General features: G+C 41.3%; 23 protein-coding genes and 1 pseudogene. 12 read left to right on the top strand and 12 right to left on the bottom strand.

Annotated elements, in window-relative coordinates:
* Nucleotides 1-8: 8 nt before the first annotated feature.
* From DYI81_RS09160 to DYI81_RS09130, 7 genes and pseudogenes are all read right to left on the bottom strand, one after another.
* Nucleotides 9-338: an SMR family transporter gene (locus tag DYI81_RS09160; protein ID WP_117007380.1), complete on the bottom strand. Its 330-nt coding sequence runs from the start codon at nucleotides 336-338 to the stop codon at nucleotides 9-11.
* Between the two features lie 7 nt (nucleotides 339-345).
* A complete protein-coding gene (locus tag DYI81_RS09155; RefSeq protein ID WP_117007379.1) occupies nucleotides 346-1,227 on the bottom strand; it encodes a hypothetical protein in 882 nt (293 codons plus the stop codon).
* The gene (locus tag DYI81_RS09150; protein ID WP_117007378.1) at nucleotides 1,224-2,240 is read right to left on the bottom strand and encodes a 2OG-Fe(II) oxygenase family protein; all 1,017 of its coding nucleotides are present in this window, start codon (nucleotides 2,238-2,240) and stop codon (nucleotides 1,224-1,226) included. The genes DYI81_RS09155 and DYI81_RS09150 overlap by 4 nt, the downstream gene beginning before the upstream one ends.
* Before the next feature lie 81 nt (nucleotides 2,241-2,321).
* Nucleotides 2,322-3,203, bottom strand: a complete 882-nt coding sequence (locus DYI81_RS09145; protein ID WP_117007377.1) for an ABC transporter ATP-binding protein — start codon at nucleotides 3,201-3,203, stop codon at nucleotides 2,322-2,324.
* The gene (locus DYI81_RS09140) at nucleotides 3,203-4,147 is read right to left on the bottom strand and encodes an ABC transporter permease (RefSeq protein ID WP_117007376.1); all 945 of its coding nucleotides are present in this window, start codon (nucleotides 4,145-4,147) and stop codon (nucleotides 3,203-3,205) included. Before DYI81_RS09140 ends, DYI81_RS09145 begins: the two co-directional genes overlap by 1 nt.
* A 187-nt stretch (nucleotides 4,148-4,334) precedes the next feature.
* Nucleotides 4,335-5,036 carry an NAD-dependent deacylase gene (locus DYI81_RS09135; RefSeq protein WP_117007375.1) on the bottom strand — a complete coding sequence of 234 codons (702 nt, stop codon included), beginning with the start codon at nucleotides 5,034-5,036 and terminating at the stop codon, nucleotides 4,335-4,337.
* Nucleotides 5,037-5,140: 104 nt separating this feature from the next.
* Nucleotides 5,141-6,075, bottom strand: a pseudogene (locus DYI81_RS09130) (LysR substrate-binding domain-containing protein).
* A 246-nt stretch (nucleotides 6,076-6,321) separates the two neighbouring features.
* On the opposite strand from DYI81_RS09130, the gene DYI81_RS09125 reads away from it, so the two are divergent.
* From DYI81_RS09125 to DYI81_RS09115, 3 genes are all read left to right on the top strand, one after another.
* Nucleotides 6,322-7,542, top strand: coding sequence for an acyl-CoA dehydrogenase (locus tag DYI81_RS09125; RefSeq protein ID WP_117007374.1), 1,221 nt, complete (start codon nucleotides 6,322-6,324; stop codon nucleotides 7,540-7,542).
* A 209-nt stretch (nucleotides 7,543-7,751) separates the two neighbouring features.
* Complete coding sequence (locus DYI81_RS09120; RefSeq protein WP_117007373.1) at nucleotides 7,752-9,185, top strand: MFS transporter; 1,434 nt, start codon at nucleotides 7,752-7,754, stop codon at nucleotides 9,183-9,185.
* A 51-nt stretch (nucleotides 9,186-9,236) separates the two neighbouring features.
* Nucleotides 9,237-10,472: a CaiB/BaiF CoA-transferase family protein gene (locus DYI81_RS09115; protein ID WP_117007372.1), complete on the top strand. Its 1,236-nt coding sequence runs from the start codon at nucleotides 9,237-9,239 to the stop codon at nucleotides 10,470-10,472.
* 91 nt (nucleotides 10,473-10,563) lie between these two features.
* Here DYI81_RS09115 and DYI81_RS09110 read toward each other — a convergent pair whose 3' ends face one another.
* Nucleotides 10,564-11,916, bottom strand: coding sequence for an 8-oxoguanine deaminase (locus DYI81_RS09110; RefSeq protein WP_117007371.1), 1,353 nt, complete (start codon nucleotides 11,914-11,916; stop codon nucleotides 10,564-10,566).
* A 312-nt stretch (nucleotides 11,917-12,228) separates the two neighbouring features.
* Here DYI81_RS09110 and DYI81_RS09105 point away from each other — a divergent pair, with 312 nt between their 5' ends.
* The 9 genes from DYI81_RS09105 (at nucleotide 12,229) to DYI81_RS09065 (ending at nucleotide 22,842) form a co-directional block, all read left to right on the top strand.
* Complete coding sequence (locus tag DYI81_RS09105; RefSeq protein ID WP_106984393.1) at nucleotides 12,229-13,284, top strand: aromatic ring-hydroxylating dioxygenase subunit alpha; 1,056 nt, start codon at nucleotides 12,229-12,231, stop codon at nucleotides 13,282-13,284.
* A gap of 102 nt (nucleotides 13,285-13,386) precedes the next feature.
* Nucleotides 13,387-13,872 carry a nucleoside deaminase gene (locus tag DYI81_RS09100; RefSeq protein ID WP_106984392.1) on the top strand — a complete coding sequence of 162 codons (486 nt, stop codon included), beginning with the start codon at nucleotides 13,387-13,389 and terminating at the stop codon, nucleotides 13,870-13,872.
* A gap of 208 nt (nucleotides 13,873-14,080) precedes the next feature.
* Nucleotides 14,081-15,154 carry a BMP family ABC transporter substrate-binding protein gene (locus DYI81_RS09095; RefSeq protein WP_117007370.1) on the top strand — a complete coding sequence of 358 codons (1,074 nt, stop codon included), beginning with the start codon at nucleotides 14,081-14,083 and terminating at the stop codon, nucleotides 15,152-15,154.
* 88 nt (nucleotides 15,155-15,242) lie between these two features.
* Nucleotides 15,243-16,232: a 2-oxoglutarate and iron-dependent oxygenase domain-containing protein gene (locus DYI81_RS09090; protein ID WP_106984390.1), complete on the top strand. Its 990-nt coding sequence runs from the start codon at nucleotides 15,243-15,245 to the stop codon at nucleotides 16,230-16,232.
* A gap of 390 nt (nucleotides 16,233-16,622) precedes the next feature.
* Nucleotides 16,623-17,723 (top strand): BMP family ABC transporter substrate-binding protein, encoded by a 1,101-nt coding sequence (locus tag DYI81_RS09085; protein WP_106984389.1) that lies wholly within the window; start codon nucleotides 16,623-16,625, stop codon nucleotides 17,721-17,723.
* A gap of 76 nt (nucleotides 17,724-17,799) precedes the next feature.
* Nucleotides 17,800-19,395, top strand: coding sequence for an ABC transporter ATP-binding protein (locus DYI81_RS09080; protein WP_106984388.1), 1,596 nt, complete (start codon nucleotides 17,800-17,802; stop codon nucleotides 19,393-19,395).
* Between the two features lie 20 nt (nucleotides 19,396-19,415).
* Entirely contained in the window at nucleotides 19,416-20,507 is a 1,092-nt protein-coding gene (locus tag DYI81_RS09075; RefSeq protein WP_106984387.1) for an ABC transporter permease, read from the top strand.
* Between the two features lie 17 nt (nucleotides 20,508-20,524).
* The gene (locus DYI81_RS09070; protein WP_106984386.1) at nucleotides 20,525-21,445 is read left to right on the top strand and encodes an ABC transporter permease; all 921 of its coding nucleotides are present in this window, start codon (nucleotides 20,525-20,527) and stop codon (nucleotides 21,443-21,445) included.
* Between the two features lie 29 nt (nucleotides 21,446-21,474).
* Nucleotides 21,475-22,842: an amidohydrolase gene (locus tag DYI81_RS09065; RefSeq protein WP_106984385.1), complete on the top strand. Its 1,368-nt coding sequence runs from the start codon at nucleotides 21,475-21,477 to the stop codon at nucleotides 22,840-22,842.
* Between the two features lie 80 nt (nucleotides 22,843-22,922).
* On the opposite strand, the gene pcaD is transcribed toward DYI81_RS09065, so the two are convergent.
* The 4 genes from pcaD to DYI81_RS09045 form a co-directional block, all read right to left on the bottom strand.
* On the bottom strand, nucleotides 22,923-23,705 hold the full coding sequence (pcaD, locus tag DYI81_RS09060; RefSeq protein WP_106984384.1) for a 3-oxoadipate enol-lactonase: 783 nt from the start codon (nucleotides 23,703-23,705) through the stop codon (nucleotides 22,923-22,925).
* A gap of 48 nt (nucleotides 23,706-23,753) precedes the next feature.
* A complete protein-coding gene (gene pcaF, locus DYI81_RS09055) occupies nucleotides 23,754-24,959 on the bottom strand; it encodes a 3-oxoadipyl-CoA thiolase (protein ID WP_106984383.1) in 1,206 nt (401 codons plus the stop codon).
* 126 nt (nucleotides 24,960-25,085) lie between these two features.
* Nucleotides 25,086-25,736 carry a 3-oxoacid CoA-transferase subunit B gene (locus tag DYI81_RS09050; RefSeq protein ID WP_106984382.1) on the bottom strand — a complete coding sequence of 217 codons (651 nt, stop codon included), beginning with the start codon at nucleotides 25,734-25,736 and terminating at the stop codon, nucleotides 25,086-25,088.
* Between the two features lie 14 nt (nucleotides 25,737-25,750).
* Nucleotides 25,751-26,422, bottom strand: a complete 672-nt coding sequence (locus DYI81_RS09045; protein WP_106984381.1) for a 3-oxoacid CoA-transferase subunit A — start codon at nucleotides 26,420-26,422, stop codon at nucleotides 25,751-25,753.
* Nucleotide 26,423 lies beyond the last annotated feature (1 nt).

Here is a 26,423-nt window from a genome sequence, read left to right as displayed (position 1 = left end):
CTGACATTTCAAAGCTCTGTACTTTTAGAAAAAACATTGATAATCACAATACCCAATAAAATAAAGGCCAAACCAATCATGGCAGGTAGGTCTAAATTTTGTTTAAACACAACCCAGCCCACGCATGAAATAAGCACAATGCCTGCAGCGGACCACATGGCGTAGGCCAATCCCATAGGAATCGATTTAAAGGTCAAACCTAAAAAGAAGAGCGCAATGGCATAGCCCAACACGGTAAAAATAATTGGTACAAGTTCTGTAAAGCCATTACTGGCTTTTAAGGCGGATGTAGCAATCACTTCGGCAATGATTGCAATGAGCAAATATATAAACGACATTGATTTCCTATAGACATTCTACGGCATGGTACAAGAGGTGCTGTTTTTCATTTCGCAACCAATCTGTACTTTCTGTCGTGGTATCGGTGCGATGTTGAAATGCATAATCTGGAACATAAATATCCACTTCAAACATCAGCTGTACTGCTTGACCGTTAATAATGACGTTCTGCATTAAATGTGTTTCATCAATAATTTCAAAATGATCAAAATTAAGTGATTGAACTTGCTGAGAGGAAGTCGTTGTATAGTATTTATGCAGACCATCTACAGCGATGGATACTTCAAAGCTTTCAATCAACGTTTCATACATAGCAGGTGCAGATGATATGTCGATGCTGGCAACTGTTTGCTGATCTGTAGGTAAACGGCTCAGTGCAAAGGCCACATACTTATCACAAATAATTAAACCACCATCCATCGGCAATGGTTGATGACTTTCTACATCGAGGGCTGACTTCAACCGCAGGCCTAAAAATAGCCCTTCATGAACTTGCTGACGCCAGTCTTCGACATACACATTGCTTGGAGAGAATTCTAAAATACAGTTGCCAATCGCATGCAGTTTGGTAGGTTCTGGCCATTGCACATGATTTTGATAATTTGAGTGTGCTTTAACATCCCAAGACAATAATTGCTGTTCAGCATCCCAAAGAGTGTTGCCAATCCAGCCTTGACGCTCATTTACTGGCGTATTTTCTTGGCTTTTTAAACGTAGATCGATGGTGAAACTACGTGACTGAAACCAATACACAATGGTTTTTTCATCCGTTAAACCATTTGAAAAACTAATGCTTTTACGGCGAAAAGCACCATACAAATAGTCTGGAATAGGACCTGAAACCTCTTGGCTGGCTGGAAGCTGTGCTAAAGCCTGAAATAGATTCATGCGCTTGCTCCTTGTACTTCTGTATTTTCATCCATACCAAATGATGACAAAGGCACAGCATTTCTTAGACTCAGCTCTCCTGAAGCGATACGTTTTTTGAGATAACTAAAGGTTTGCGCGGTTTGATTAAATAAATGTTCACCACCAATTAAGGGCTGATATTTAGGCGCTTCAGTTGAATGTACTGGCTCAATGATCGTGTTGTAATTACAGGCGCAGAATAAGGGGAAAGAGTAGCGTTCTTCAGAGACTTTTTTAACACGGTGTTTGGTGGCCAAATATTTGCCATTCGACAAAATTTCCATCATGTCACCAATATTCATCACCAAGGTATTTTCAATCAATGGAATATCCATCCATTCACCTTGTTTATTGAGTACCTGCAAACCTGGTGCAGTCGGTAAGAGCAGTGTAAAGCACTCATAATCTGTATGCGCGCCAATACCTTCGGCATCTTTCACTTCAGGGTTATACGGATAATGGATTAGACGCAGCTGGCTGGTCGGATGGGTAATTTTGCAATCAAAAAAATGCTCATCTACATTCAATGCTAAAGCAAAGGCCTGAAAAATTTCTTCGCTGATACTGCGTAAATGGTGGTAATAATCACTGACCGTACTTTTAAATGTGGCATCATCTGGCCATAACGTAGGGCCAAGCAAAGGAAATGCTGTCGCTTCGCCGTGATAATCATAATTGACGTCATAGGCTTCTTTTAAGTCGTAGCTGTTGCCTGCAAATTGTTCTTCACCAATTGGCACATAGCCACTATGATTTTTCGACAGTCCAATATAGTGTTGCATTTTACTTGCGGTATCTTGTTGAAAATAACGCTTTGCCACCTGAATCAGTGATGTCGCAAAATCAAAATTGAACTGATCACCCTTTAAATATAGAAAACCAACATCTTTACAGGCTTGATCCAATGCAGAGGCTACTTCTAAGCGTTCTGACAGTACCGTACTTTGCATTTTCGATATATCAACAAGTGGCAAAACATAAGATTCATTCATCTTCAATTCCTATAATGTTGGCCGTCCAACGCTGTAGTACATCATTTAGGCCGTCCTAAAGATGAAGAGGGATTAATCCAGTTATTTTTGCGTACTGACTTGAGTCATACGTGGAATTTTCGGTAGGTTTTCCATCGCTGGGTCGAGCTCGTCTTCCTGCGCATGTACCAAGAAATCCACCCGTTCGCGCAGTTGTTTAAATTCAGGACTCAGCATGAGTTCAGGATTACGAGGACGGGGTAAATCGACCTCAATAATTTCTTTAATTTCACCAGGATTGGCTTTGAGCGCCACAATACGATCCGCCAATAAAATGGCTTCATCCATATCGTGGGTCACAAAAATGATGGTGATATCAATGTTTTGCCAAAGATCCATTAAATGCTTTTGCATTTTTTGACGGGTATGCGGGTCAAGTGCGCCAAAAGGCTCATCCATCAATAATATTTTTGGTTCATTGACCAATGCGCGGGCAATGGCAACGCGCTGTTTCATCCCACCAGAAAGCTCATGCGGGTATTGATCTTGGTATTTTTCTAGACCAATAATATCAATCCATTCGCGGGCGCTGGATTCAGCCGAAGCATTGCTGGCACCTTTCATTAAAGGGCCGAACATCACATTTTCTTTGACTGTTTTCCATGGAAAAAGCGTGTAGCCTTGAAACACCATGCCACGCTCAGGGCTTGGGCCTTCAATGGCTTGGCCATCGACCAGCAATTCACCGCTACTGTAAGGGTCAAGTCCAGCCACAATTCGGCTAAAGGTCGATTTACCGCAACCCGATGGGCCAATCACGCAGATAAATTCACGCTTATGAATCTTTAAATCCAACTGATTTAAAATAGTGCGTTCAGTTTTGCCGTGCTTAAAACTTTGTGTGAGTTTTTTTGCTTCTAAAATGACAGGGCGTGCATAAATTGCATCGAAATAAGTGGTGGCATTAAACTCTGTGCTGTTCATTATTTTGCTCCTGCTTTCCATTTAAATAGACCTTGACCAAGTTTCATTAGCACCACATCGCATACCAAACCAATCACTCCAATGATGAGGATCGCGGCATAGACATTGTCAAAGTTTTGGTAACGCGCTTGTTGGGTGATAAACCAGGTAATCCCAGATGTTGTGCCGATCAGTTCAGATACGATCAGATAGGTCCAAGCCCAGCCCAGCAATACACGTAGGTCGCGGTAAATGTCAGGAAGCGCAGCTGGAATCACCACATGAAATAAGCTTTTCATTTTATTGGTGCCTAGCGTAAAACCTGCTTCGATCAGGCCACGGTCCACCATCCGTGTGGTATTGGCAATAATTAGAATTTGCTGAAATAGCGTACCAATCACGATAATGGCGATTTTAGGTGCGTCATTAATGCCTAAAATCGCAACGGCTAAGGCACCAAAAGCAGGGGCGGGCAAGTAGCGAAAAAACTCAACAAAGGGTTCGGTCAGTTGTGATATTTTTTGAGAAAAACCGCAAAGAATACCCAGCGGAATACCGATGAGAGAGGCAATAAAAAAAGCGCTGAACACAATTTTAATACTGTGCCATAAGCTTTGATGAAACCATGGGGCATCAGGTTGGGCAGGCGGGGTAATAAAGGCTGTAACCAGCGCTTTTGCCACTTCATGCGGTGCAGGTAGATAGATTGGATTGACCAGTTTACCTTGAGGTGGCGCTAAACCAGCATTGACTGCAGATTGCGCTTCGGCATAAAACACCGCTTTGTCGACACGGCTATCAACCTGAAAAAAAGGCACACTGCCAGACTGCGTAATTTGTACCTGCGGATGCCATAAAAATGGCAAATAACTCACTGCACACCAAATGAGCACAGGAATTAAAAATGATCCTAAGCCAAGCAAAAGCTTACTTTTTGGACTGAGCTCTCTTGCGACATAACCCATACTGACCAAGCCCCAATATTACTTTTTTAATAAAACGTAATACTGTTAAGCAATTTGAATGCCAAACGCGTGTATGGCGTGATTTATTGGACTTAAGTCAAGTTAGATAGGCTATAAACAGCAAAAAGCCTGCAACAGAAGCAGGCGATATCATTTTTTTGATCAAAACTGATGCCAAAATGTGCTTTTATGGCGCAACCAATTGCAAAAACAGTTTTTTCATTCCTTCACTCGCGCCTGCTTTAATCAATTGATACTGCTCAGGTACACGTTGATAATCTGCTTTCGGGTCGATATAAAATGCACGGCAGTTGGCTGGGATTTCGTGAATCAATCCAGCCACAGGATAGACGGCCAGACTTGTGCCAATCACAATAAAAATATCTGCCGTTTGCACACTCACACTGGCATCTTCATAGGCAGGAACTGCTTCGCCAAACCACACCACATGTGGCCGTAAAGGATATCCTTCAGGGCATTGATCGGTCTCTAAGTTTAAATCTGCACCTTCAATGGGAAACAATTCCTGCGTATATTGCGCCTGAGGGCCAGAGCTTTTTGCGTAACGAATATTGCCATGCAGATGTAGTACATTGTGACTACCTGCACGTTCATGTAGATCATCAATATTTTGTGTAATGACTTGAACATCAAAAAAATCATCGAGTTCAGCAATTAATTTATGTGCTACATTTGGCTCTGCGGCTAAAATATGTTTACGGCGTTCATTATAAAATCGCTGTACTAAAGCTGGATCGCGTGCCCAAGCTTCAGGTGTGGCCACATCTTCAATACGATGCTGTTCCCAAAGACCATCACTGTCACGGAAGGTATTGATGCCGCTTTCTGCGCTCATGCCAGCACCTGAAAACACCACAATTTTTTGCATAGATATTTAGCCTTATATTTTAATTGATGAGTCCAATGCGTACGGTTGCATGTATTGAATGGATGATTCAGCGAATTTACTGTACTCAAAATATAGCGATTACTTCAACTTAGCTGATGCAATTCTTGTAGCACCCAATCGACAAATTTTTTTATTTGCGGTGAGCTGTCTTGGCTCGAGTGGACTAAATAATATTTTCGGCTACCGTGCAATTTTTTATTTGATGCAATCACCAATTCTTTTTTTCTCAGTTCTGCTTCAATCAGCATTTGTGGAATGAGAGCCATACCCATGCCATGACTGGCTGCCACAGAAAGCATAGAAAATAGTTCGTGTCGCTGACCATCAAATGGTTTGGGATGCTGAAGCTGATGGGCTTGAAACCATTCTTGCCAAATACTTGGACGGGTGGTTTGCTGTAATAAGGGCAATTGAAGTAACTCTTCATCGCTTAAATTAAAACTGTGATCATCCGTCATTTCCGCATGTGGAAAGTTGTTTTCAATCAATTTGGGGGAACAAACGGGAACCACTTCTTCATCCATTAAATAATGTGCTTGAATGCCCGGCCAATGCTCAATTTGCTGCTGCGTTCCTGCAAAAATCGCCGCGTCAAAGACATTTCATTAAACAAAAAAGGTTTGGTACTGGTTTCCAAATGCACTGTAATTTCAGGATGTTGCGCATTTAATTTATGTAATTTTGGCAACAGCCAACGTGTGGCAAAGGTTGGCACAACGCCCAGCTTTAAAGTACCGCCCAAGCCTTTGTGCGTCATGATATCTGAGGTGCTTTTTTCGATGCCTTGCAAAAATGGTTTAATACTTTTTGCATATTGCTTGCCTGCTTCTGTGAGATCTACACCGTGACGTGTTCGGCTAAATAGCATTACACCTAAATATTCTTCAAGCTGTTGAATTTGGCGCGACACGGCACTTTGCGTAATAAATAACTCTTGAGAAGCATGCGTATAACTTGCGTGTTTCGCAGCAGATTCAAAGCAAATTAAGCTTTGCAATGACGGAATATTGCGCCGCATAGATAAAGTCCTTTTTATCGATAGATATCACAAAATGGCATATAAGAATGATTTTCATATACCACTATAGTCTATAAATAAAGCAATCCAGCGCTTAAATCAGTGGCTAAAGTGCTTAACGCACTGTGGGTCAAGCTCAGGTATGCGAAAGGTGCATATCTACATGCAAATTAATCGTTTGAATGAATCACTTTTCACACATAGCATCAAATAAAACAACGAAAACCCGAAAAAGCAGAGGATGCGATGAATCAAATGGTCAATGTAAAAAAAGCAAAAGTACAATTTAACTGGCAAGACCCATTTCTTTTGGAACAGCAATTAACAGAAGAAGAACGCATGATCCGTGATACTGCACATGCTTATTGCCAAGAGCGTTTGCAACCACGTGTACTCGAACAATTTCGTCATGAAAAAACAGACGTTTCAATTTTCCGTGAAATGGGTGAACTGGGCTTACTTGGCCCAACCATTCCAGAGCAATACGGCGGCGCAGGTTTAAACTATGTTAGCTATGGACTAGTTGCACGTGAAATTGAATATGTTGATTCTGGCTACCGTTCAATGGCCAGCGTGCAAAGTTCTTTGGTGATGGTGCCGATTAATGAATTTGGCTCGGAAGAGCAAAAACAAAAATACCTGCCAAAACTGGCAACGGGTGAATACATTGGCTGTTTCGGCCTGACAGAGCCTGATCATGGCTCTGACCCAGGCAGCATGATTACACGTGCAAAAAAAGTGGATGGTGGTTACCGTCTAACGGGCGCAAAAATGTGGATTACCAACAGCCCAATTGCCGATGTTTTTGTGGTTTGGGCGAAAGAGGTTTCGGCTGAAGGCAATGTGGGTGACATTCGCGGTTTTATTTTGGAAAAAGGCTGGGATGGTCTATCTGCTCCAGCAATTCACGGTAAAGTTGGCTTACGTGCCTCGATTACCGGTGAAATTGTCATGGACAATGTCTTTGTCCCTGAAGAAAACGCTTTTCCAGAAGTACGTGGTTTAAAAGGCCCATTTACCTGCCTAAATAGTGCACGTTATGGTATCGCTTGGGGCGCAATGGGCGCAGCTGAATTCTGCTGGCATACAGCGCACCAATACACCATGGACCGTAAACAGTTTGGCCGACCTTTAGCTGCGAATCAGCTGATTCAAAAGAAATTGGCGGATATGCAAACTGAGATTGCCTTAGGTTTACAAGCTGCGCTTCGCTTTGGGCGTATGAAAGATGAAGGTTTAGCTGCTGTAGAAGGCACATCACTCATTAAACGTAACAACTGTGGCAAGGCTTTAGATATTGCCCGTGTAGCGCGTGACATGATGGGTGGAAATGGCATTTCTGATGAGTTTGGTGTTGCCCGCCATTTGGTTAACCTCGAAGTCGTCAACACTTATGAAGGAACGCATGATGTACATGCGCTGATCCTTGGTCGTGCGCAAACAGGCATCGCGTCTTTTTGTAACTAATTGAATTATATATCCATAAGGTGCTCTACATAGAGTGCCTTAGAGACTTTTTATGCAAAAATAAACTTAATCAATAAAGGATTCATCGTGAAACACTCTTGTAACTCTGTGCAATAGCCTGAGCAGTGATGAAATAAAAAGAATAAAAAAGGTAAATGTGCAGACATAGGAATGCCGATGACTCATTTGGGAAAATGAGGAACAAGGAAATGAATAACGAAATGCAAAACGGAGCAGGAACGCTCAAATTGCCTTCTAACGTGGGCACGATGCATCGTATTACCAGCAACACTTGGAAAATGGCCTTTATTTTTGCCTTTATTTCATTGGTGATTGATGGTGTAGACATTATGTTGCTGTCATTCAGCCTCACCAGTTTAAAGGCTGAGTTTGGTTTAAGTACATTTCAAGCAGGAATGCTTGGTAGCTCTTCTTTAGCAGGGATGGCGCTGGGTGGTATTTCTGGTGGATGGGCCTGCGATAAATTCGGCCGTGTGAAAACTATTGCTTGGTCGGTAGTATTTTTCTCAATCATGACCTGTATTTTAGGCTTTACCCAAAGCTATGAACAATTTTTAATTTTACGTTTTATTGGCGCATTTGGTTTGGGCTCACTTTATATGGCGTGTAATACGCTGATGGCAGAATATGTACCAACCAAATACCGCACAACAGTACTCGGGACTTTGCAAACGGGTCAAACCGTGGGGTATATCGTTGCAACGCTGATGGCGGGTGCCATTATTCCAGATCATGGCTGGCGCATGCTATTTTATGTCACCATTATTCCTGCTGCTTTTGCCCTTATCTTTATGCGTTTTGTTCCTGAACCAAAATCTTGGCAGGAAGCAAAAATTGAGCAGCTAAAACGCCGTGAATTAAAACTTGAGCCTGTACAGCAACATGCTGCAGTCACTCAAAACGCGCCTTCTGAAAGTATTTACAAACGTATTTTTGGCCATACCAATCATCGCAAAATGTTCTTCCTTTGGATGTCGACCGCTGCATTTTTACAATTCGGTTATTACGGTGTTAACAACTGGATGCCGACATATTTAGAAACCGAACTCAGCATGAACTTTAAAGCCATGACTGGCTATATGGTAGGTGCATATACGGCCATGATTCTGGGTAAAATTTTAGCAGGCTATGCTGCTGACAAGTTCGGACGTCGTATTACCTTTGTGTTTGGTACGGTAGCCACGGCAGCATTCTTACCAATCATTATTTTCTATAACACACCAGCCAATATCGCCTATTTACTTGTAACTTTCGGTTTCCTATACGGTATTCCATACGGTGTAAATGCAACTTATATGGCAGAAAGTTTCTCTACGGATGTACGCGGAACTGCCATTGGCGGGGCTTACAATATGGGACGTTTGGGCGCAGCCATTGCACCAGCAACCATTGGTATGATTGCCGCTGGCGGATCGTTCACCATGGCCTTTATTGTAATGGGAGCTGCGTACTTTATTGCAGGTGTTATTCCTGGCTTGTTTATCCGTGAACGCCAATATGACCCGCAGCAAGCATCGTTTTCTTCAGATGCGGAAAAAGAAAAACTGACCAGTTTAAGTTTAGATACACATGCTGCTGATGCAGCGCAAAAAACTAATGCAAAAACTGCAACAGCAAAATAAATAAAAAGATCTGTGCCATAGCTCAATACTATGGCACATCTGGAGTGAACTATGGGTGCATTAAAAGGAATTCGAGTATTGGACTTAAGCCGTGTTTTGGCGGGTCCTTGGTGCGGTCAAATATTGGCTGATTTAGGTGCAGAGGTAATCAAAATTGAGCGTCCTAAAGTCGGGGATGATACCCGTATGTGGGGACCACCTTGGATGCCTAATCAGCAAGGTCAAGTAACGAAAGAATCAGGCTATTACCAATGTGCGAACCGTAATAAATATTCTGTAGCCATTGATATTGCCAGTGAAGAAGGGCAAGCCTTAGTCCGTGAAATTGCCCAAACGGCAGATGTCGTGATTGAAAACTACAAAGCAGGCTCACTTGCCAAATATGGTTTGGATTATGCATCGCTCAGTGCGCTAAATCCAAATATCGTATATTGCTCAATTACAGGTTTTGGTCAGGATGGTCCACGTGCGGAAGAACCAGGCTATGACTTTATTATTCAAGGCATGTCTGGCTTGATGAGTATTACTGGTGAAGCAGATGATGTGATGGGTGGAGCACAAAAGGTGGGGGTCGCTGTGGTCGATATTCAAACGGGATTGTACTCAACCATTGCCATTCAGGCGGCATTGTTGGCGCGGCAGCATACTGGACGCGGTCAATATATTGATATGTCTTTACTCGATGTACAGGTGGCAGCTTTAGCCAATCAAGGTATGAACTATTTGACCTCAGGTAAAGCACCTAAGCGTATGGGAAATAATCACCCGAATATTGTGCCGTATCAAACTTTTAAAGCCAAAGATAAGGAATTTATTATTGCCTGTGGTAATGACAAACAATTTAAAGACTTGTGTATTGCGATTGGCTATACAGAACTGCTAGATCAGCCGAACTATTTACGTAATCAAGATCGAGTGAAGCACCGTGAAGAATTAATTCCATTATTGAGTGCTTATTTTCTCACTCAAGATGCTCAAGTTTGGGTTGATGCGATTCATGCGGTAAAAGTGCCAGTGGGTGTAATCAACTCTGTAGAAGATGCATTAAATGAACCGCAAATTCAACATCGTCAAATGGTGGTAAATATTCCACATGCTTTAAATCATGATTTTAAAGTGATTGGATCACCGATGAAATTATCTGATACACCAGTGGAATACCGTCATGCACCACCACAGTTAGGACAGCACACGACAGAAATTTTGTCCCAATTTAGAACTGAAGCTGAATTAAATGAATTGGCTGCACAAGGTATCATTGATCAACTCAATCATCCTGCAGCTTAATATTTTCTCATTTATTCTTGGAATATATGGGCTTTAAAAGTATCGCTAGAATTAAAATTTAGACCGAAGCACATGACTTCGGTCTTTTTGATCATGCTGCCAGTAAGGCTTTGGCAGCAACGCGGTGTTTAGCTTGCAGTTCATCAATATTAACATTGACTAAGCTTTGGTCTTTGACGACCCATTCACCGTTTACCATGACATGTTCAGCACGGTCTGCACCACACAGTAGCAAAGCAGCGATTGGATCATGTGCACCTGAAAATTTCACATCATTCAATGCATAGCAGGCTAAGTCCGCCTGAAAGCCTACTTGTAATTGCCCTAAATGTTGCTCACGACCAAGAAGCTGTGCGGAACCTGTGGTTGCCCAGCTCAATGCAAGCTCAGGTGTGATATTTTCTGCACCATATTTGAGGCGCTGTAAATACATTGCTTGGCGTGTTTCAAGGATTAAATTAGACGCATCACCCGACGCCGAGCCATCTACGCCTAAACCAATTGGGCTACCAGCGTCTAATAAGTCCATGGTTGGGCAAATACCAGAAGCAAGACGCATATTGGAATGTGGGCAATGACAAATGCCTACTTTGGCTTGTCCTAAACGCCGTATTTCATCAGCATTAAAATGAATGCCATGTGCTAACCAAGTACGATCACTCAGCCAACCGACGCTTTCCAAATAATCTACCGTGCGCATGCCAAACATATTTAAGCAGAAATTTTCTTCATCTATGGTTTCAGCCAAGTGCGTATGTAAGCGGACATCTAAATTCTGTGCTAATTGGGCACTTTCTTTCATTATGTCTTGCGTGACTGAAAAAGGCGAACACGGTGCCAGCGCAATATTCACCATCGCATCAGGGCTACGCTGATGATACTTTTTCACCAAGCGTTCTGAGTCTTTTAAAATAATATCAATATCTTGCACAGTATGTTGTGGTGGTAAACCACCTGCATCTTGACCTAAACTCATTGAACCGCGCGTGAGCATCACGCGAAGGCCAATTTCTTTAGCGGCAGTGACTTGTATGTCTATGGCATCTGTTAATTGCTGTGGAAATAAATAATGATGATCAGCTGCAAATGTACAGCCAGAAAGCAAAAGCTCTGAAAGGGCAATTTGAGTGGCTAAATGGAGTTGTTCAGGATTTAGCTTGGCCCACACTGGGTATAAAGTGGTTAACCAAGGGAAAAGTGGCGCGTTGACCACGGGTGCCCAAGCACGTGTTAGGGTTTGATAAAAATGATGATGGCTGTTAATTAAACCCGGAGTAATTACCAACTGTGATGCATCAAAAAAAGTGTCATAAGGTTGTTTAGGGCTTTGTCCAAGCGCAACCAGTTCAGTTATCTTACCGTTTGAAATAAGCAGACCGCCACGTGCATCTTGATCATTGGCGGTAAAAATAGCCATGGGGTTTTTAATCCAAAGCGTTGTCATAAAGTAACCATACACAAATCATTATGACGTGCATGCATACAATTTTTGTACCAGCCATTCAAATTTGTCAAAAATAGAACAACTTATTATTTGGAATGAGCAATTTTTTTCACAGCTAAAAATGTATCTGAAGCAATGTTGCAGAAAATGAAGTGAATACTCAGATGTTCTAATTATTAGAACAAAATGTTAGAAACATTCTAATAGACAGAAAATTAATAAAAACATTAATTTAAAAGCATCAGGCAGAAGTCAGTATGTTTCGTTTTACATCAGAATTTCTGCAAAATTAATGCTATTCGTGAGTCTATTATGAACGCTATTCCAGTCCTCAATTTATTTAGCCAACCGCAATGTAGCCAATTTGAAGCATCGGATTGGAATATTTTGGCACAGCACTGGTATCCTGTTGCACGTGTTCAAGATGTCACGATTGAGCCTCAACAAGTTATTTTGCTTGATGTGAAAATGGCCTTATACAAAACCGAAAGTGGTCAAATTCATCTGGTACGAAATATTTGTCCACATCGTGGTGTACCGCTCAGTAAAGGCTGGGTTGAAGGTGAAGAGATTGTTTGCCCATATCATGGCTTACGCTATAACACCGATGGTAAATGTAGCAAAATTCCTGCGCAACCAGAACTAACGAAAATATCAGATCGTTTTAGCTTAACGAAATTTCCAGTTGTAGAAAAATATGGCCTGATTTGGACCAGTTTATTTAGCCGAAATGAAAGCGAAGCCAATTTTCCAATTCTTGAAACTTGGGATGATGCCGATCATCAAGCTATTTTGCCGCCTTATGTTGATATTGCAGGTTCAAGTGGCCGTCAATTAGAAGGTTTTATTGATGTAGCGCATTTTGCATGGGTGCATCATGAAGCTTTTGCTACGCGTGATAATCCTGTTGTACCCAAATATCACACTGAGCGAACTGATTATGGACTGAAAAGCATCTATATTTCTGATGTCAGCAATTATCCGCATGGGATGCAACATTTAGCGCCAGAAGACTTTTTATGGACGCGTGAATTTGATGTCTATCCGCCATTTTCAGCAACGTTGACGGTGTATTTTCCAAATGATGGCATTTTGAAAATTTTAAATGCTTGCTGTCCTGTTTCACATAATCAAACCCGATTATTTGTACCACTTACACGTAATTTTGACACCACAGGCGACTTGCAAGCGGTATATGACTTTAATGCACAGATTTTTGCTGAAGATCAAGACATGGTTGAAAGTCAAAAACCTGAGGAGCTTCCGCTTGACATTAGTATGGAGGCGCATTTTGAAGCTGATCGCTCATCGACAACATATCGCCGTATATTAGCCGAATGGGGATTGAGTAAACGATATACTGTTTAATTTGATTATATGAAGCACTTTTATTTAAAAGTGCTTTTTTATTTTTAGACAGTATTTTTGATTATTTATTAAATTTAAATATATTTATTTGGGGTCATTTTGATGAATAAACCGACTCATGAACAGATGATTAATTTTTTAAAACTTTCTAATGATGTCGCTGAGCGTGCAATATCTTTAGGGCATCACCCATTTGGTGCAGTATTGGTTGCGCCAGATCACGAAACGGTGCTTTTCACTCAGTGTAATATTGACAGTGTTAATCATGCGGAATCAACTTTAGCACGTATCGCCAGCACTAATTATACAGCTGAATATTTATGGAATTGTACTTTGTACACCAGCGTAGAACCGTGCTGTATGTGTGCAGGAACCATTTATTGGGCCAATATTGGGCGTGTGGTTTTTGCCATGACTGAAGAAAAACTTTTGGCATGCACTGGAAATCATCATGAAAATCCAACCCTGAGCATTCCTGCATCTTATGTATTTGCACATGGTCAAAAAGACATTGAATTGATTGGTCCTATGGAAGAATTAGAGCCAGAAATAATACAAGTACAAGCTGAATTTTGGTCAAATCGTTAAATAGGTTTATTTTAATTTTATATTATTCATATTTTTAATGGGTTTTAATCACTTAAATATAATAGAACTAAATTATTTTATTGGTAACTTTTAATATTTTAATAAAATAATCAAACCTAATTGTATTTGGAATGCTAATTGCATATTTAAAAAATGTCTAGAAAGTCAAAAATCAAGTGATCAATCATAAAAGGTGAGGGTGGTCTGTATGCAATTTAACAAGAAAGTGTTTGTGGGGGCTTTAACTATTTTAGCTATTGGCATTTCGAGTTTAACCCAAGCCAAAGAGCAAGCAGCTTTTGTTTATTTAGGTCCAACCAGTGATCATGGCTGGTCTTATTCACATGAACAAGGACGTATAAAAGCAGACAAAGCCTTGGCGGGTAAATACCAAACCAGTTATATCGAAAATGTACCTGAAACTGCAGATGCAGAACGTGTGATTCGAAATTTGGCACAAAAAGGCAATAAAATTATTTTTGGTACTTCCTTTGGCTATATGAATGCGATGGAAAAAGTCGAAAAGCAATTTCCAAATACTGTATTTATGCATGCAACGGGCTATAAGCAGGGCAAAAACTTAGGTGTGTATGAAACACGTACCTATGAAGGCGCTTATATGTTAGGCGTAGTGGCTGGGCAAAAAACCAAAACCAATACCATTGGTGTGGTGGCTTCTTTTCCTATTCCTGAGGTTGTACGTAATATTAATGCCTATACTTTAGGTGCACAAAGCGTAAACCCGAAAGTAAAAACCAAAGTGATTTGGGCCAATACGTGGTTTAACCCTGGTAAGGAGCGAGAAGCTGCTTTGGCACTGATTGCTCAAAAAGCAGATGTACTCATGCAAAATACGGACTCGCCTGCAGTGGTCCAAGCGGCAGAGCAAAAAGGCGTGTATGCCTTTGGCTGGAATTCCGATATGACTAAGTTTGGCCCTAAAGCACACTTGGCAGCCGCAGTACTACATTGGGAAAAAATTTATGAGCCTGTGATGAAAGATGTACTCGCAAATAAATGGAAAAGTAGTGCTATAAAATATGGTGCTCAACAAGGCGCTGTGAATATTGAAAACTTTGGCCCAAATACCACACCTGAAATGAAAGCTAAAGCTTTGGCTGTACGCGATGCGATTGCAAAAGGGACATTACATCCATTTAGTGGCCCAATCTATAAGCAAGATGGCAGTTTGTTGATTGCAAAAGGGAAGTCTTTAACAGATGCAGATTTAGCGAAAACCAATTATTACGTTAAAGGTGTAGAAGGAACATTTCCTAAATAAAACAAATAGATCAGCTATTCGGGCGTAATTTCAATATTGTTTTGTGCGCTGTTCCAAGCGCACATTGATTTTTACAGGTAATAAAAACATGACCAGTATTCCAGTTTTAGATTTGAGTGAAGCGCTTGTATCTGATTCAAATCAGGCCCATGCAGTTGTCGCTTTACTACGTGAAGCAGCCACGCATTCCGGTTTTTTTTATGTTAAAAATCATGGCATTTCTGCTGAAATTATTCAGCGCCAATTTGTACTCTGTCAAAAAATATTCGATTTACCCTTAGCTACAAAACTGAAATATGACCAAAGTTTAAATGCTAGTCATTTGGGATTCGAACAATTCGCTGCGCAAAAGTCCGATTACAGTGGTAAACCTGATCTTAAGGAAGGATTTTACTGCGGGAAAAATTATGCCAGTGATCATCCCTACGTTTTGGCACATTATCAAGGTTATGGAATTAACCAATGGCCACATGCCGAAGTGCCAGAAATGGAGCAACATTGTCAGGAATATATTCAGGCACTAAGCGAATTAGCCAAACGCATTATGCAACTTTTGGCCTTAGCATTAAATTTAGATGAGCATTATTTTGATGAAAGCTATCATGATCCAATGATCACGCTAAAAATGCTCCGTTATCCGCCACATCCTGCAGATGCTGATATTGATAGTTATGGTGTGGGGGCACATACAGATTGGGGTTCAATTACCATTTTAGCGCAAGACAGTTGTGGTGGTTTAGAAGTATGTTTACCTGATGGCACATGGGTGACAGCACCGCCCATTGATGGAACATTTGTGGTGAATTTAGGAGATCTTATTCCGCGTTGGAGTAATGATTTATTTAAATCTAATCCACATCGGGTGCGTAATGTATATGCTGGTGGGCAGTCTCGTTATTCAATTCCATTTTTTTATGGGCCAAATTATATGACTGCGATTAATGCGCTACCCGGCACATTGAATGATGGCGAGGTATATCGATACCGCCCATGTACGGCAGGTGAACACATGGAAGAAATGTATATGAAAGCTTATGACTTAAGCCAAGATGAACAGAAAATACTAGAACAAATCTAACTAAAAATTTTTAAAAACAGCCCCGTACGATTGATGGTACAGGGCTTTTTTTATTTTGGGTGCATACAAAAAAGCACTAGCGCTAAAAAAATGCACTTTTGTTTTAATCGTTAAAATTTAAAAAAAGTGTTTTGAAATGGATACGAAAAACTCACAAATTACATTGTCTATAAAATCATAAGTCATTGTATTTATTGTTTAAAAATTCATATATGCGTTCTAAAAAATCGAACAAAGTGTCTATGTTCTAATTTTTATTAACTTTGGAATGGAACTTGCTAATTAACAGAAAGTGAACACAGACATTTAAACCGATGTTCAATTTTTATATTTCTAATGCCTTGTAATTACATCAATTTAGAAATGCATTTAATGAGTAGGAGCAGCTTCATGCCAAAAGAATATAGCTTTAAAACACAGTTAAAAAAAATCGTTCTAACACTCAGTACAGCGACGCTTTTGGGGACTTCGTTTATTACTGCTGCCAATGCTACGGATAAAGCAGCCTTTGTTTATATTGGTCCAACCAGTGATCATGGCTGGACATATTCACATGACCAAGGCCGTATTAAAGCTGAAAAAGCATTGGCTGGAAAATATAAAACCTCTCATATTGAAAATGTTCCTGAAACTGCTGATGCAGAACGTGTTATTCGAAATTTGGCACAGCAAGGGAATAAAGTGATTTTTGGGACGTCCTTTGGTTATATGAACCAAATGGAGAAAGTGGCGAAACAATTTCCTAATACTGTATTTATGCATGCAACTGGCTATAAGCAAGGCAAAAATTTAGGGGTATATGACGTACGTACCTATGAAGGTGCCTATATGTTAGGTGTGGTTGCCGGTCAACAAACTAAAAAGAATACCCTAGGCGTAGTGGGGTCTTTCCCAATTCCAGAAGTGGTACGCAACATTAATGCCTATACCTTAGGTGCTCAAAGTGTCAATCCAAAAATTAAAACCAAAGTGATTTGGGTGAACTCTTGGTTTAATCCTGGTAAAGAGCGTGATGCCGCTTTGGCGCTCATTGCGCAAAATGCAGATGTACTCATGCAAAACACAGATTCACCAGCGGTGGTGCAAGCTGCCGAACAAAAAGGTGTTTATGCCTTTGGTTGGGATTCGGACATGAGTAAATTTGGTGCCAAAGCGCAACTGGCAGCATCGGTTTTACATTGGGAAAAAATTTATACGCCTGTCATGCAACAAGTGGCGAATAAAACATGGAAACCGAGCGCAATTTGGTATGGCGTAAAACAAGATGCTGTAAAAATTGAAAACTTTGCACCTTTTGTCCCAGCCAATGTAAAACAAAAAGCGCTTAACGTACAAAGTGCGATTCAGAAAGGCACATTGCACCCATTTACAGGCCCTATTTATAAACAAGATGGCAGTCTAGTCGTGGCTAAAGGTAAGTCTATGACTGATGCTGAACTTGGCAAAATGAACTTTTATGTTAAAGGTGTAGAAGGCGCTCTACCTAAATAAAGCCGAATTTAGCCTAGATACGCAGTATCTAGGCTCAAGCCATACACCCTAGATTTTAAAAATGAGAGCTTGAGGTATGAATGCATTTCAACATGAACCTGACATAAAACTAAATCGAGCACCAAGTACAGCCATTCCTCGTCTTGAGCTCCTCAATATTTGTAAAAATTACAATTCATTGAAAGCCAATGACAACATTAACTTGAAAGTACAAGCAGGACATATTCACGCAATATTGGGTGAAAATGGTGCTGGAAAAAGTACCTTGATGAAGATTATTTATGGTGCGACCAAAGCTGATCAAGGGCAAATCATTTGGAATGGTAAAGAAGTAAAAATTGATAATCCATCGATGGCCCGTAAGCTAGGTATTGGCATGGTCTATCAACATTTTTCTTTGTTTGAAACCTTAACCGTTGCACAAAATATTTTGTTAGGTCTGGACGATAAAATTGATTTGGACGACCTACATCAAAAAATTCTAGAGGTTTCCAAGCAATATGGCCTACCTGTAGATCCAAGACGTGAAGTCCATTCTTTATCTGTAGGTGAGCGACAACGTGTAGAAATTATCCGATGCCTACTGCAAAACCCATCGTTAATTATTTTGGATGAACCAACTTCTGTCCTGACACCACAAGCCGTACAGCAGTTATTTAAAACGCTAAAACTCTTAGCATCTCAAGGTGTATCTATTCTTTATATCAGTCATAAGTTACATGAAATTAAAGAACTTTGTGACGAAGCGACCATTCTCCAAAATGGTCAAGTGACAGGTCATGTTTTACCCGAAAATAACTCGACCAGTGATTTAGCCAAACTGATGATTGGGCGTGAATTGCCGACCTATGTACATGCTGATTATGAAGGTAAGAAAGTTACTTGCTTTGAGGTTTCTAATTTATCCAAAACTTCTGATGATCCTTTTGGCGTGTCTTTAGCTGGAATTAACCTGAATATTCAAGCAGGCGAAATCATGGGGATTGCGGGAATATCGGGCAATGGTCAGGCTGAGCTTTTGGCTTTGCTTTCTGGCGAATCATTTTCTGAGCAAGGTGAGATATGGCTAAAGGGTCAAAATATTACCAAATTAAATGCGGGTGAGCGCCGTGATTTAGGCTTGGGCTTTGTTCCAGAAGAGCGTTTAGGCCGAGGTGCAGTCCCTGCGATGACCTTAGCGGAAAATGCTTTACTCACGGCATTTCGTCATGGGTTGACGCGTTTTAACTTTATTAATTTTTCGAAAACTAAAGCATTTGCAGAGCATTGTATTCAAAAATTTGGCGTCAAGGCTGCTGGTGCACATGCAGAAGCACGATCACTGTCTGGTGGTAATTTACAAAAATTTATTGTCGGTCGTGAAATTTTACAACAACCCAATTTTTTAATTATTTCTCAGCCAACTTGGGGCGTAGATGTTGGTGCATCCATGTTTATTCGACAAACTTTAATCGATCTGTCGCGCACTGGCGTGGCTATTTTAGTGATTTCAGAAGAATTGGAAGAGTTATTCGAAATTAGTGACCAAATTTGTGTGCTTGCTTCAGGCAAGCTTTCGGCGCCACAAGCAACTACAAGCACAAATGCGGAACAAATTGGCTTGCTCATGTCGGGCATTGCATCAGAACAATCCGATGTACATGATGGCAAACAGCCAGAATTACATGCTTAGCAAGGCATAGAGGTGAATCCATGTATTTATTAAAACCGAGGGAAAAGCCCTCACAACTGATGAGATGGTTGTCACCACTCATCGCACTCATTGCCATGCTGGTTGTTGGAAGTTTGTTGTTTTTTATTTTGGGGGTAGACCCCGCTAAAGCGTTGTATATCTTTTTTATTGAGCCTTTAACTTCGCTCTATAGCTTAAGTGAATTGGTGATTAAAGCCAGCCCGCTCATATTAATTGCGCTCGGCCTTGCCATTGGCTTTCGCGCCAAGCTCTTCAATATTGGTGCCGAAGGACAGCTCACCATGGGCGCCATTTTTGGTGGTGGTATTGCCATTTTATTTCATGACCAAATGGGCTGGTGGATTTTACCCCTCATGATTGTGATGGGTGCGATTGGTGGTGCATTTTGGGGGCTCATTCCTGCATTTTTAAAAACACATTTTAATGCAGAAGAAACATTGACTACGCTCATGATGAATTACGTGGCTTTGTTTGTTTTATTGTATTTGGTGAATGGACCATGGCGTGACCCAGATGGCATGAACTTTCCACAGTCTGTGATGTTTGGTGAAAGTGCCACTTTGCCTTTTATTGTGGAAGGCACACGTGTCAATGTCTCTATCTTTTTAACGCTTTTAGCCGTGATTGTATTTTGGTTTTTTATTAAAAAAAGCATGACGGCTTACAAACTTGAAGTCAGTGGTCAGGCGCCTTTGGCTGCACAATATGCAGGGTTTTCATCTAAAAAAGCCGTGTGGTTAAGTTTAGGGATCTCTGGACTGATGGCAGGTATTGCAGGTATTTGTGAAGTTGCAGGCCCAATTGGTCAGTTAAATCCAAATATTTCCCCAGGTTATGGCTATGCAGCCATTATTGTGGCGTATTTAGGCCGTTTAAACCCGATCGGAATTGTACTTGCAGGGCTATTGATGGCACTACTTTACCTTGGAGGTGAAATGGCACAAATGCAATTACAACTGTCTGTCGCAATTACCGGTATTTTCCAAGGCTTATTACTCTTTTTCTTATTGGCGTCGGATGTGCTAATTGAAAAGCGCTACCGTTTTGCCAAAAAGAAAACTGCACCCGTACCAAATGCTGGCGTGGCTTAAATCAAAAGGAATAAATCATGAGTATTGAAATGACCGCGATTTTAGCGGGAACGATTGCAGCTGCAACACCTCTGATTTTTGCAGGTTTAGGTGAATTAGTTGCTGAGCGTACAGGGGTAATTAACCTTGGTGTAGAAGGCATGATGTTAGTAGGTGCAATCGCAGGTTTTGCATTTGCTGCGCACTATGAAGCAAGCGTTGCCAGTGCCTTATTGGTTGGGGCTTTGGCGGGCATGTTTATGTCACTCATCTTCGCATTTTTTACCCTGTCCTTAAGTACAAACCAGTCGGCTTGTGGCTTGGCACTGACCATTTTTGGGATTGGTATTTCGGCATTTATTGGTCAAAACTACGTGAGCATGGCTTTACCCGGCTTACAAAATATGAATATTCCTGGATTAGCAGATATTCCATTTATAGGCCCTGTGCTATTTCAACAAAACTATGTGGTTTATTTGTCGATTTTGGCCTTTGCCGTGATTTGGTGGGTATTGGCAAAAACTCGTTTAGGCTTGCTATTAAAAGCAGTGGGTGAGTCACCAGAAAGTGCACATGCAATGGGTTATAACGTCTTGGCCATTCGTTATTGTGCCGTGTTGTTTGGTGGTGCAATGGCAGGAGTTGGCGGTGCGTTTTTATCAACGGTATATACACCAATGTGGATTGAAAACATGGTGGCAGGACGTGGTTGGATTGCAATTGCCCTAGTCGTATTTGCGACATGGAAACCTACACGTCTTATGTTGGGTGCATACCTATTTGGTGGCGTCACAATTTTACAATTTCATGCGCAAGCATTGGGTTTAAAAGTGCCAAATGAGCTGCTTTCTGCATTGCCTTATGTGGCTACGATTGTCGTGCTTGTCATAATTTCACGTGACAAAAAATTATTGAAAATGAACTTACCTGCATCATTAGGTAAGACATTTACGCCATAACTCCCACAGATATAACAATAGAGATACGAATGAAAATTATCAGTGCAGATTATGTTCTGACCATGAATGAACAATTAGACTGTATTGAACAAGGGGCAGTGCTCATCGATGGTCAAATCATTCAGCAAGTTGGGACATTAGCAAAACTTCAAGCGCAGTATCCAGACGTAACAGTTGAACATTATGCAAATGGCTTACTTATGCCTGGTTTAGTGAATACACATTGTCACTCTGGTTTTTTGCGAGGGACTGCAGAAGGCTTGGCTGTATGGGATTGGTTGCAACAGTTTATTGATCCAATGCACCGCGTACTTCTGCCTGAAGATGCCAAAATAGCCTCTTACTTGTGTTATGCAGAGGCACTTCTGTCGGGTACGACCACAATAGTTGATATGTGGCGTTTTATGGATGGTAGTGCTGAAGCAGCTAAAGAACTTGGCATTCGTGCGGTATTGGTGCCTTATGTGGCAGAGCACCCTGACCACAACTACTTTGAAACGCTCAAAAGTAATGAGGCTTTACTCAATCGTTGGCACCAAAGCGCACAAGGTCGCATAGAGGTGTGGGTGGGGCTAGAGCATTTATTTTATGCACAAGAACCAGCATTAGATCGCATACAAAAGCTCTGTCAGGATTATCAAACGGGATTTCATACCCATAGCAATGAAAGTCAGTTTGATGTGCAAGAAAATTTGAAGCGTTATGGTGTGCGCCCGATCCAAACTCTGGAGCAGTTAGGCTTATTTGATGTACCTAAGTGCTTACTTGCACACTGTGTTTGGACAGATGCGACAGAAATAGATATTTTAAAAAATTACCGTGTAGGTGTGGCACATAATCCAATTTCAAACATGAAGTTGGCTTCTGGTGCGGCACCTATTACGCAAATGCTGGCCAAAGGTTTGGCCGTGGGCTTAGGCACAGACGGTGAAAAAGAGAATAATAATTTAGACATGTTTGAAGAAATGAAAACAGCGTCTTTATTGGCAAAATTCTCCAATTTAAATGCGGCATCTTTAGACGCATGGTCTGTGTGCAAAATGGCCACTTCTTTAGGAGCGAAAGCCTTAGGTATGCAAGACAAAATTGGCTCTTTAGAGACGGGAAAACAGGCAGATATGATTGTGGTAAATACGGCAACACCACGTATGACGCCACTGATTAAAGGAGGTCAATTATTTAACCTACATCACAATTTGGTTCATGCTGTACAAGGTCAAGATGTTGTCATGACGATGGTAGCAGGGCAAACATTGGTTAAAAATGGCCAGTTATTGAATGCAGATTTACAAAAATTGATTGATGACGTAAATATAGCTGCACCTAAACTGTTTAAACGCCGTGCAAAATGGTTGGCACAAAGTGGTACATCTGTTAATGAGCTACAACGCATTTAATACTTTCTGATCTAATTTTTTATTAAAAAAAATGCCTGTTTTAAGCAGGCATTTTAAATTGTGTTTAGATGAACTTGTATTTAACTTTGCTCTAAAAATTCTGAAATTGTTTGAGTAAAGATCTGTGCTTGTTCAATATTTGAAATATGTGAAGCTTCAATTTCAAATAGTGCGCTACTACGAATTTGATTCACTAAATATTGTCCATCTGCAACAGTTGTTACGGGGTCGAGCGTACCCGCGATGACTAAAAGTGGGATTCGTATTTGTGAAATCTCTGTCGTTAGATCCGCTTTAGCCAAAGCTTCACAACAGCTTGCATAACCTTCAGGGCTGCCAGCACCTAAGTCGTTAGAAAGTTTTGCAATCACTGCTGTGTTACTTTGGATAAAGGGTTCACTAAACCAGCGCGATGCAGCTGTACTGGCTATCGGTTCTAGGCCTTGTTCACGCACGAGTTTTGCGCGTTCAGTCCATGCGTGTTCTTGCCCAATTTTGGCTGCCGTATTACATACAATCACATGATTAAAACGTTCAGGATGATGGATGGCTAACCATTGGCCTGTAAGCCCACCCATAGAAATACCGCAAAATGATGCCGTTTTAATGGAGAGATGATCCATCAAGTGAATAACATCTTGGCCGAGTTGCGCCAATGTATATGGGCCTTTGGGTGCAGTTGATTCACCATGACCACGGGTGTCATAACAAATGATATAAAATAGTTTTTTCAGCACATCAACTTGCGGTTTCCACATCGAAAAATTGGTGCCTAATGAGTTTGAAAATATCAAGGTTGGCTTTGTATTATTGCCAAAAGTTTGATAGTTAATCTGAGCATCATTTGAATTGAATGTTGGCATTGAATCCCTCCCAAACTCCCTTGATACAGGGAGTGGATTTTAAATTAGTTAAATTTTTTCTATGATCAAAGCAATCCCTTGACCGACACCAATACACATCGAACAAAGTGCGAATTTCCCGTTGATTGCTTCGAGTTGATTCAAAGCAGTGGTAACTAAACGTGCGCCTGATGCACCGAGTGGATGTCCAATGGCGATCGCACCACCATTCGGGTTGACGCGAGCATCATCATCAGCAAGTCCTAAGTCACGTGTCACTGCAAGTGCTTGGGCTGCAAAAGCTTCATTCAGTTCAATTACATCCATTTGTGCAAGTGTTAAGCCAGTTTGCGAAAGCAGCTTTTTAATCGCAGGTGCAGGGCCAAAGCCCATAATCCGAGGTTCAACCCCAACTACTGTTGCAGCAATCACTTTGGCACGTGGTTTTAAACCATAGCGTGTAACGGCTTCATCAGATGCAATGAGTAGAGCGGCGGCACCATCATTAATGCCAGATGCATTACCTGCAGTCACTGTTCCATCTGCTTTCACCACAGGTTTAAGTTTTGTTAAAGCTTCAAGTGTGGTTGATGCGCGAGGGTGTTCATCCGTATCAATTACAACAGGCTCGCCTTTACGCTGAGCGATGTGTACGGGAATAATTTCATTGGCAAAAAAACCACGTGCTTGGGCTGCTGCAGTGCGTAGTTGACTATTCAATGCGAATTTGTCTTGATCTTCACGATTGATCTTAAATTGCTCGGCGACATTTTCTGCCGTTTGTGGCATGGTTTCGACACCATACATTTCTTTGAGTTTAGGGTTGATAAAGCGCCAACCCATAGTGGTGTCTTCAATTTTTTGAGTACGACCATAGGCTGCTTCAGATTTACCCATAACTAAAGGCGCGCGTGACATTGACTCTACACCGCCAGCAATAATCAGATCTACTTCACCCGATTTAATCGCACGTGCAGCCATAGCTACTGCATCAAGAGATGACCCACAAAGGCGGTTTACTGTGGTAGCAGGGACTTGGTAAGGGACGCCTGCAAGTAGCGCAGACATACGGCCGACATTACGGTTATCTTCACCGGCTTGGTTGGCACAGCCAAAGATAATGTCATCTACTTTTTCCCAATTTACAGTTGGGTTGCGTTCCATAATGGCTTTGATTGGCAAAGCACCGAGATCATCTGCACGAATTGGTGCTAAACCACCTGCATAGCGGCCGAAAGGTGTACGAATAGCATCAATAATATAGGCATTTTTCATTTTTTAAATCCTAGAAACACAGCTCCTCCCTTTGTAAAAGGGAGGTTGGGAGGGATTTACAGGAAGTTAATTTTTATTATTAATCCTCCCTAAATCCCCCCTTTAAAAAAGAGGGAATATTTTGCTTTAAGCAGTCGCATCAATTAGCTTCGCACCTGTTAGTGACTGTAATTCTTCAAAAGAAAGACCTTCAACTTTTTCAAGAACTTTCATGCCTTCTGAAGTCACATCAATCACACATAAATCAGTATAAATTCGGTCTACACACTTCAAGCCTGTCGCTGGGTAATTCAGTTCTGCAACAATCTTTGGTTCACCTTTTTTAGTGACATGATCGGTCGTAATAAAGACTTTTTTTGCGCCTACAGCTAAGTCCATTGCACCACCTACAGCAGGAATCGCATCAGGTGCACCAGTGTGCCAATTGGCAAGATCGCCATTTTGTGCAACTTGGAATGCTCCTAAAACTGCGATGTCTAAGTGACCGCCACGCATCATGGCAAATGAGTCACCATGATGGAAAAATGCACCACCTGTCAGCATCGTGACAAATTCTTTGCCTGCATTAATCAGTTCAGGGTCTTCTTGTCCAACCTCGGGCTTTTCACCAAAGGCCAATAAACCATTTTCTGAATGTAAAAATACGTCCTTATCTGAAGGCAAGTAGTTGGCAATTTTGGTCGGGAGGCCAATGCCTAAGTTCACATAAGCACCGTCAGGGATATCTTGCGCCACACGTTCAGCAATTTGGTCGCGAGTTAATTTGGTATAGCTCATATAAAAATCTCCAATTACTGTGCAGGTGTGACAGCAACAACGTGCTGTACAAAAATGCCTGGGGTAATAATGTGCTCGGGGTCTAAAGCACCAAGTTCAACCACTTCAGAAACTTGGGCAATGGTAATATCCGCGGCCATTGCCATAATTGGGCCAAAATTGCGAGCAGATTTGCGATAAACCAAATTACCCCAACGGTCACCTTGAGAGGCTTTAATCAGTGCAAAATCGGCTTTAATTGGATTTTCTAGCACATAATCTTTGCCTTCATAGTTCAGCATAGGTTTAGCTTCGGCAAGTAAAGTCCCAAAACCTGTAGGTGTATAAATTGGCCCAAGTCCCATACCTGCAGCTTGTATACGACAGGCAAGGTTACCTTGAGGAACCAGCTCAAGCTCAATTTTTCCGGCACGGTATAATTCATCAAAAACCCAAGAGTCAGATTGACGGGGGAAAGAACAAATAATTTTGCGTACAGCACCGGCTTTAAGCAATTTGGCAAGGCCGTAATCACCATTACCTGCATTATTATTTACAATCACTAAGTCTTTAATGCCCAGTTCGATCAGGCCATCGATCAGTTCTGCTGGCTGTCCTGCCGTACCAAAACCGCCAATCATAATGGTTGAGCCATTTTTGATTTGTGAAAGTACTTCAGTTAATGAAGTCTGACTTTTATCGATCATA

The sequence above is a fragment of the Acinetobacter sp. SWAC5 genome (assembly GCF_003419885.1).
In the GTDB taxonomy this organism is placed as follows: domain Bacteria; phylum Pseudomonadota; class Gammaproteobacteria; order Pseudomonadales; family Moraxellaceae; genus Acinetobacter; species Acinetobacter cumulans.
The sequence above is the reverse complement of the archived record's forward strand: the minus strand, read 5'-3'. Positions and strand labels throughout refer to the sequence as shown.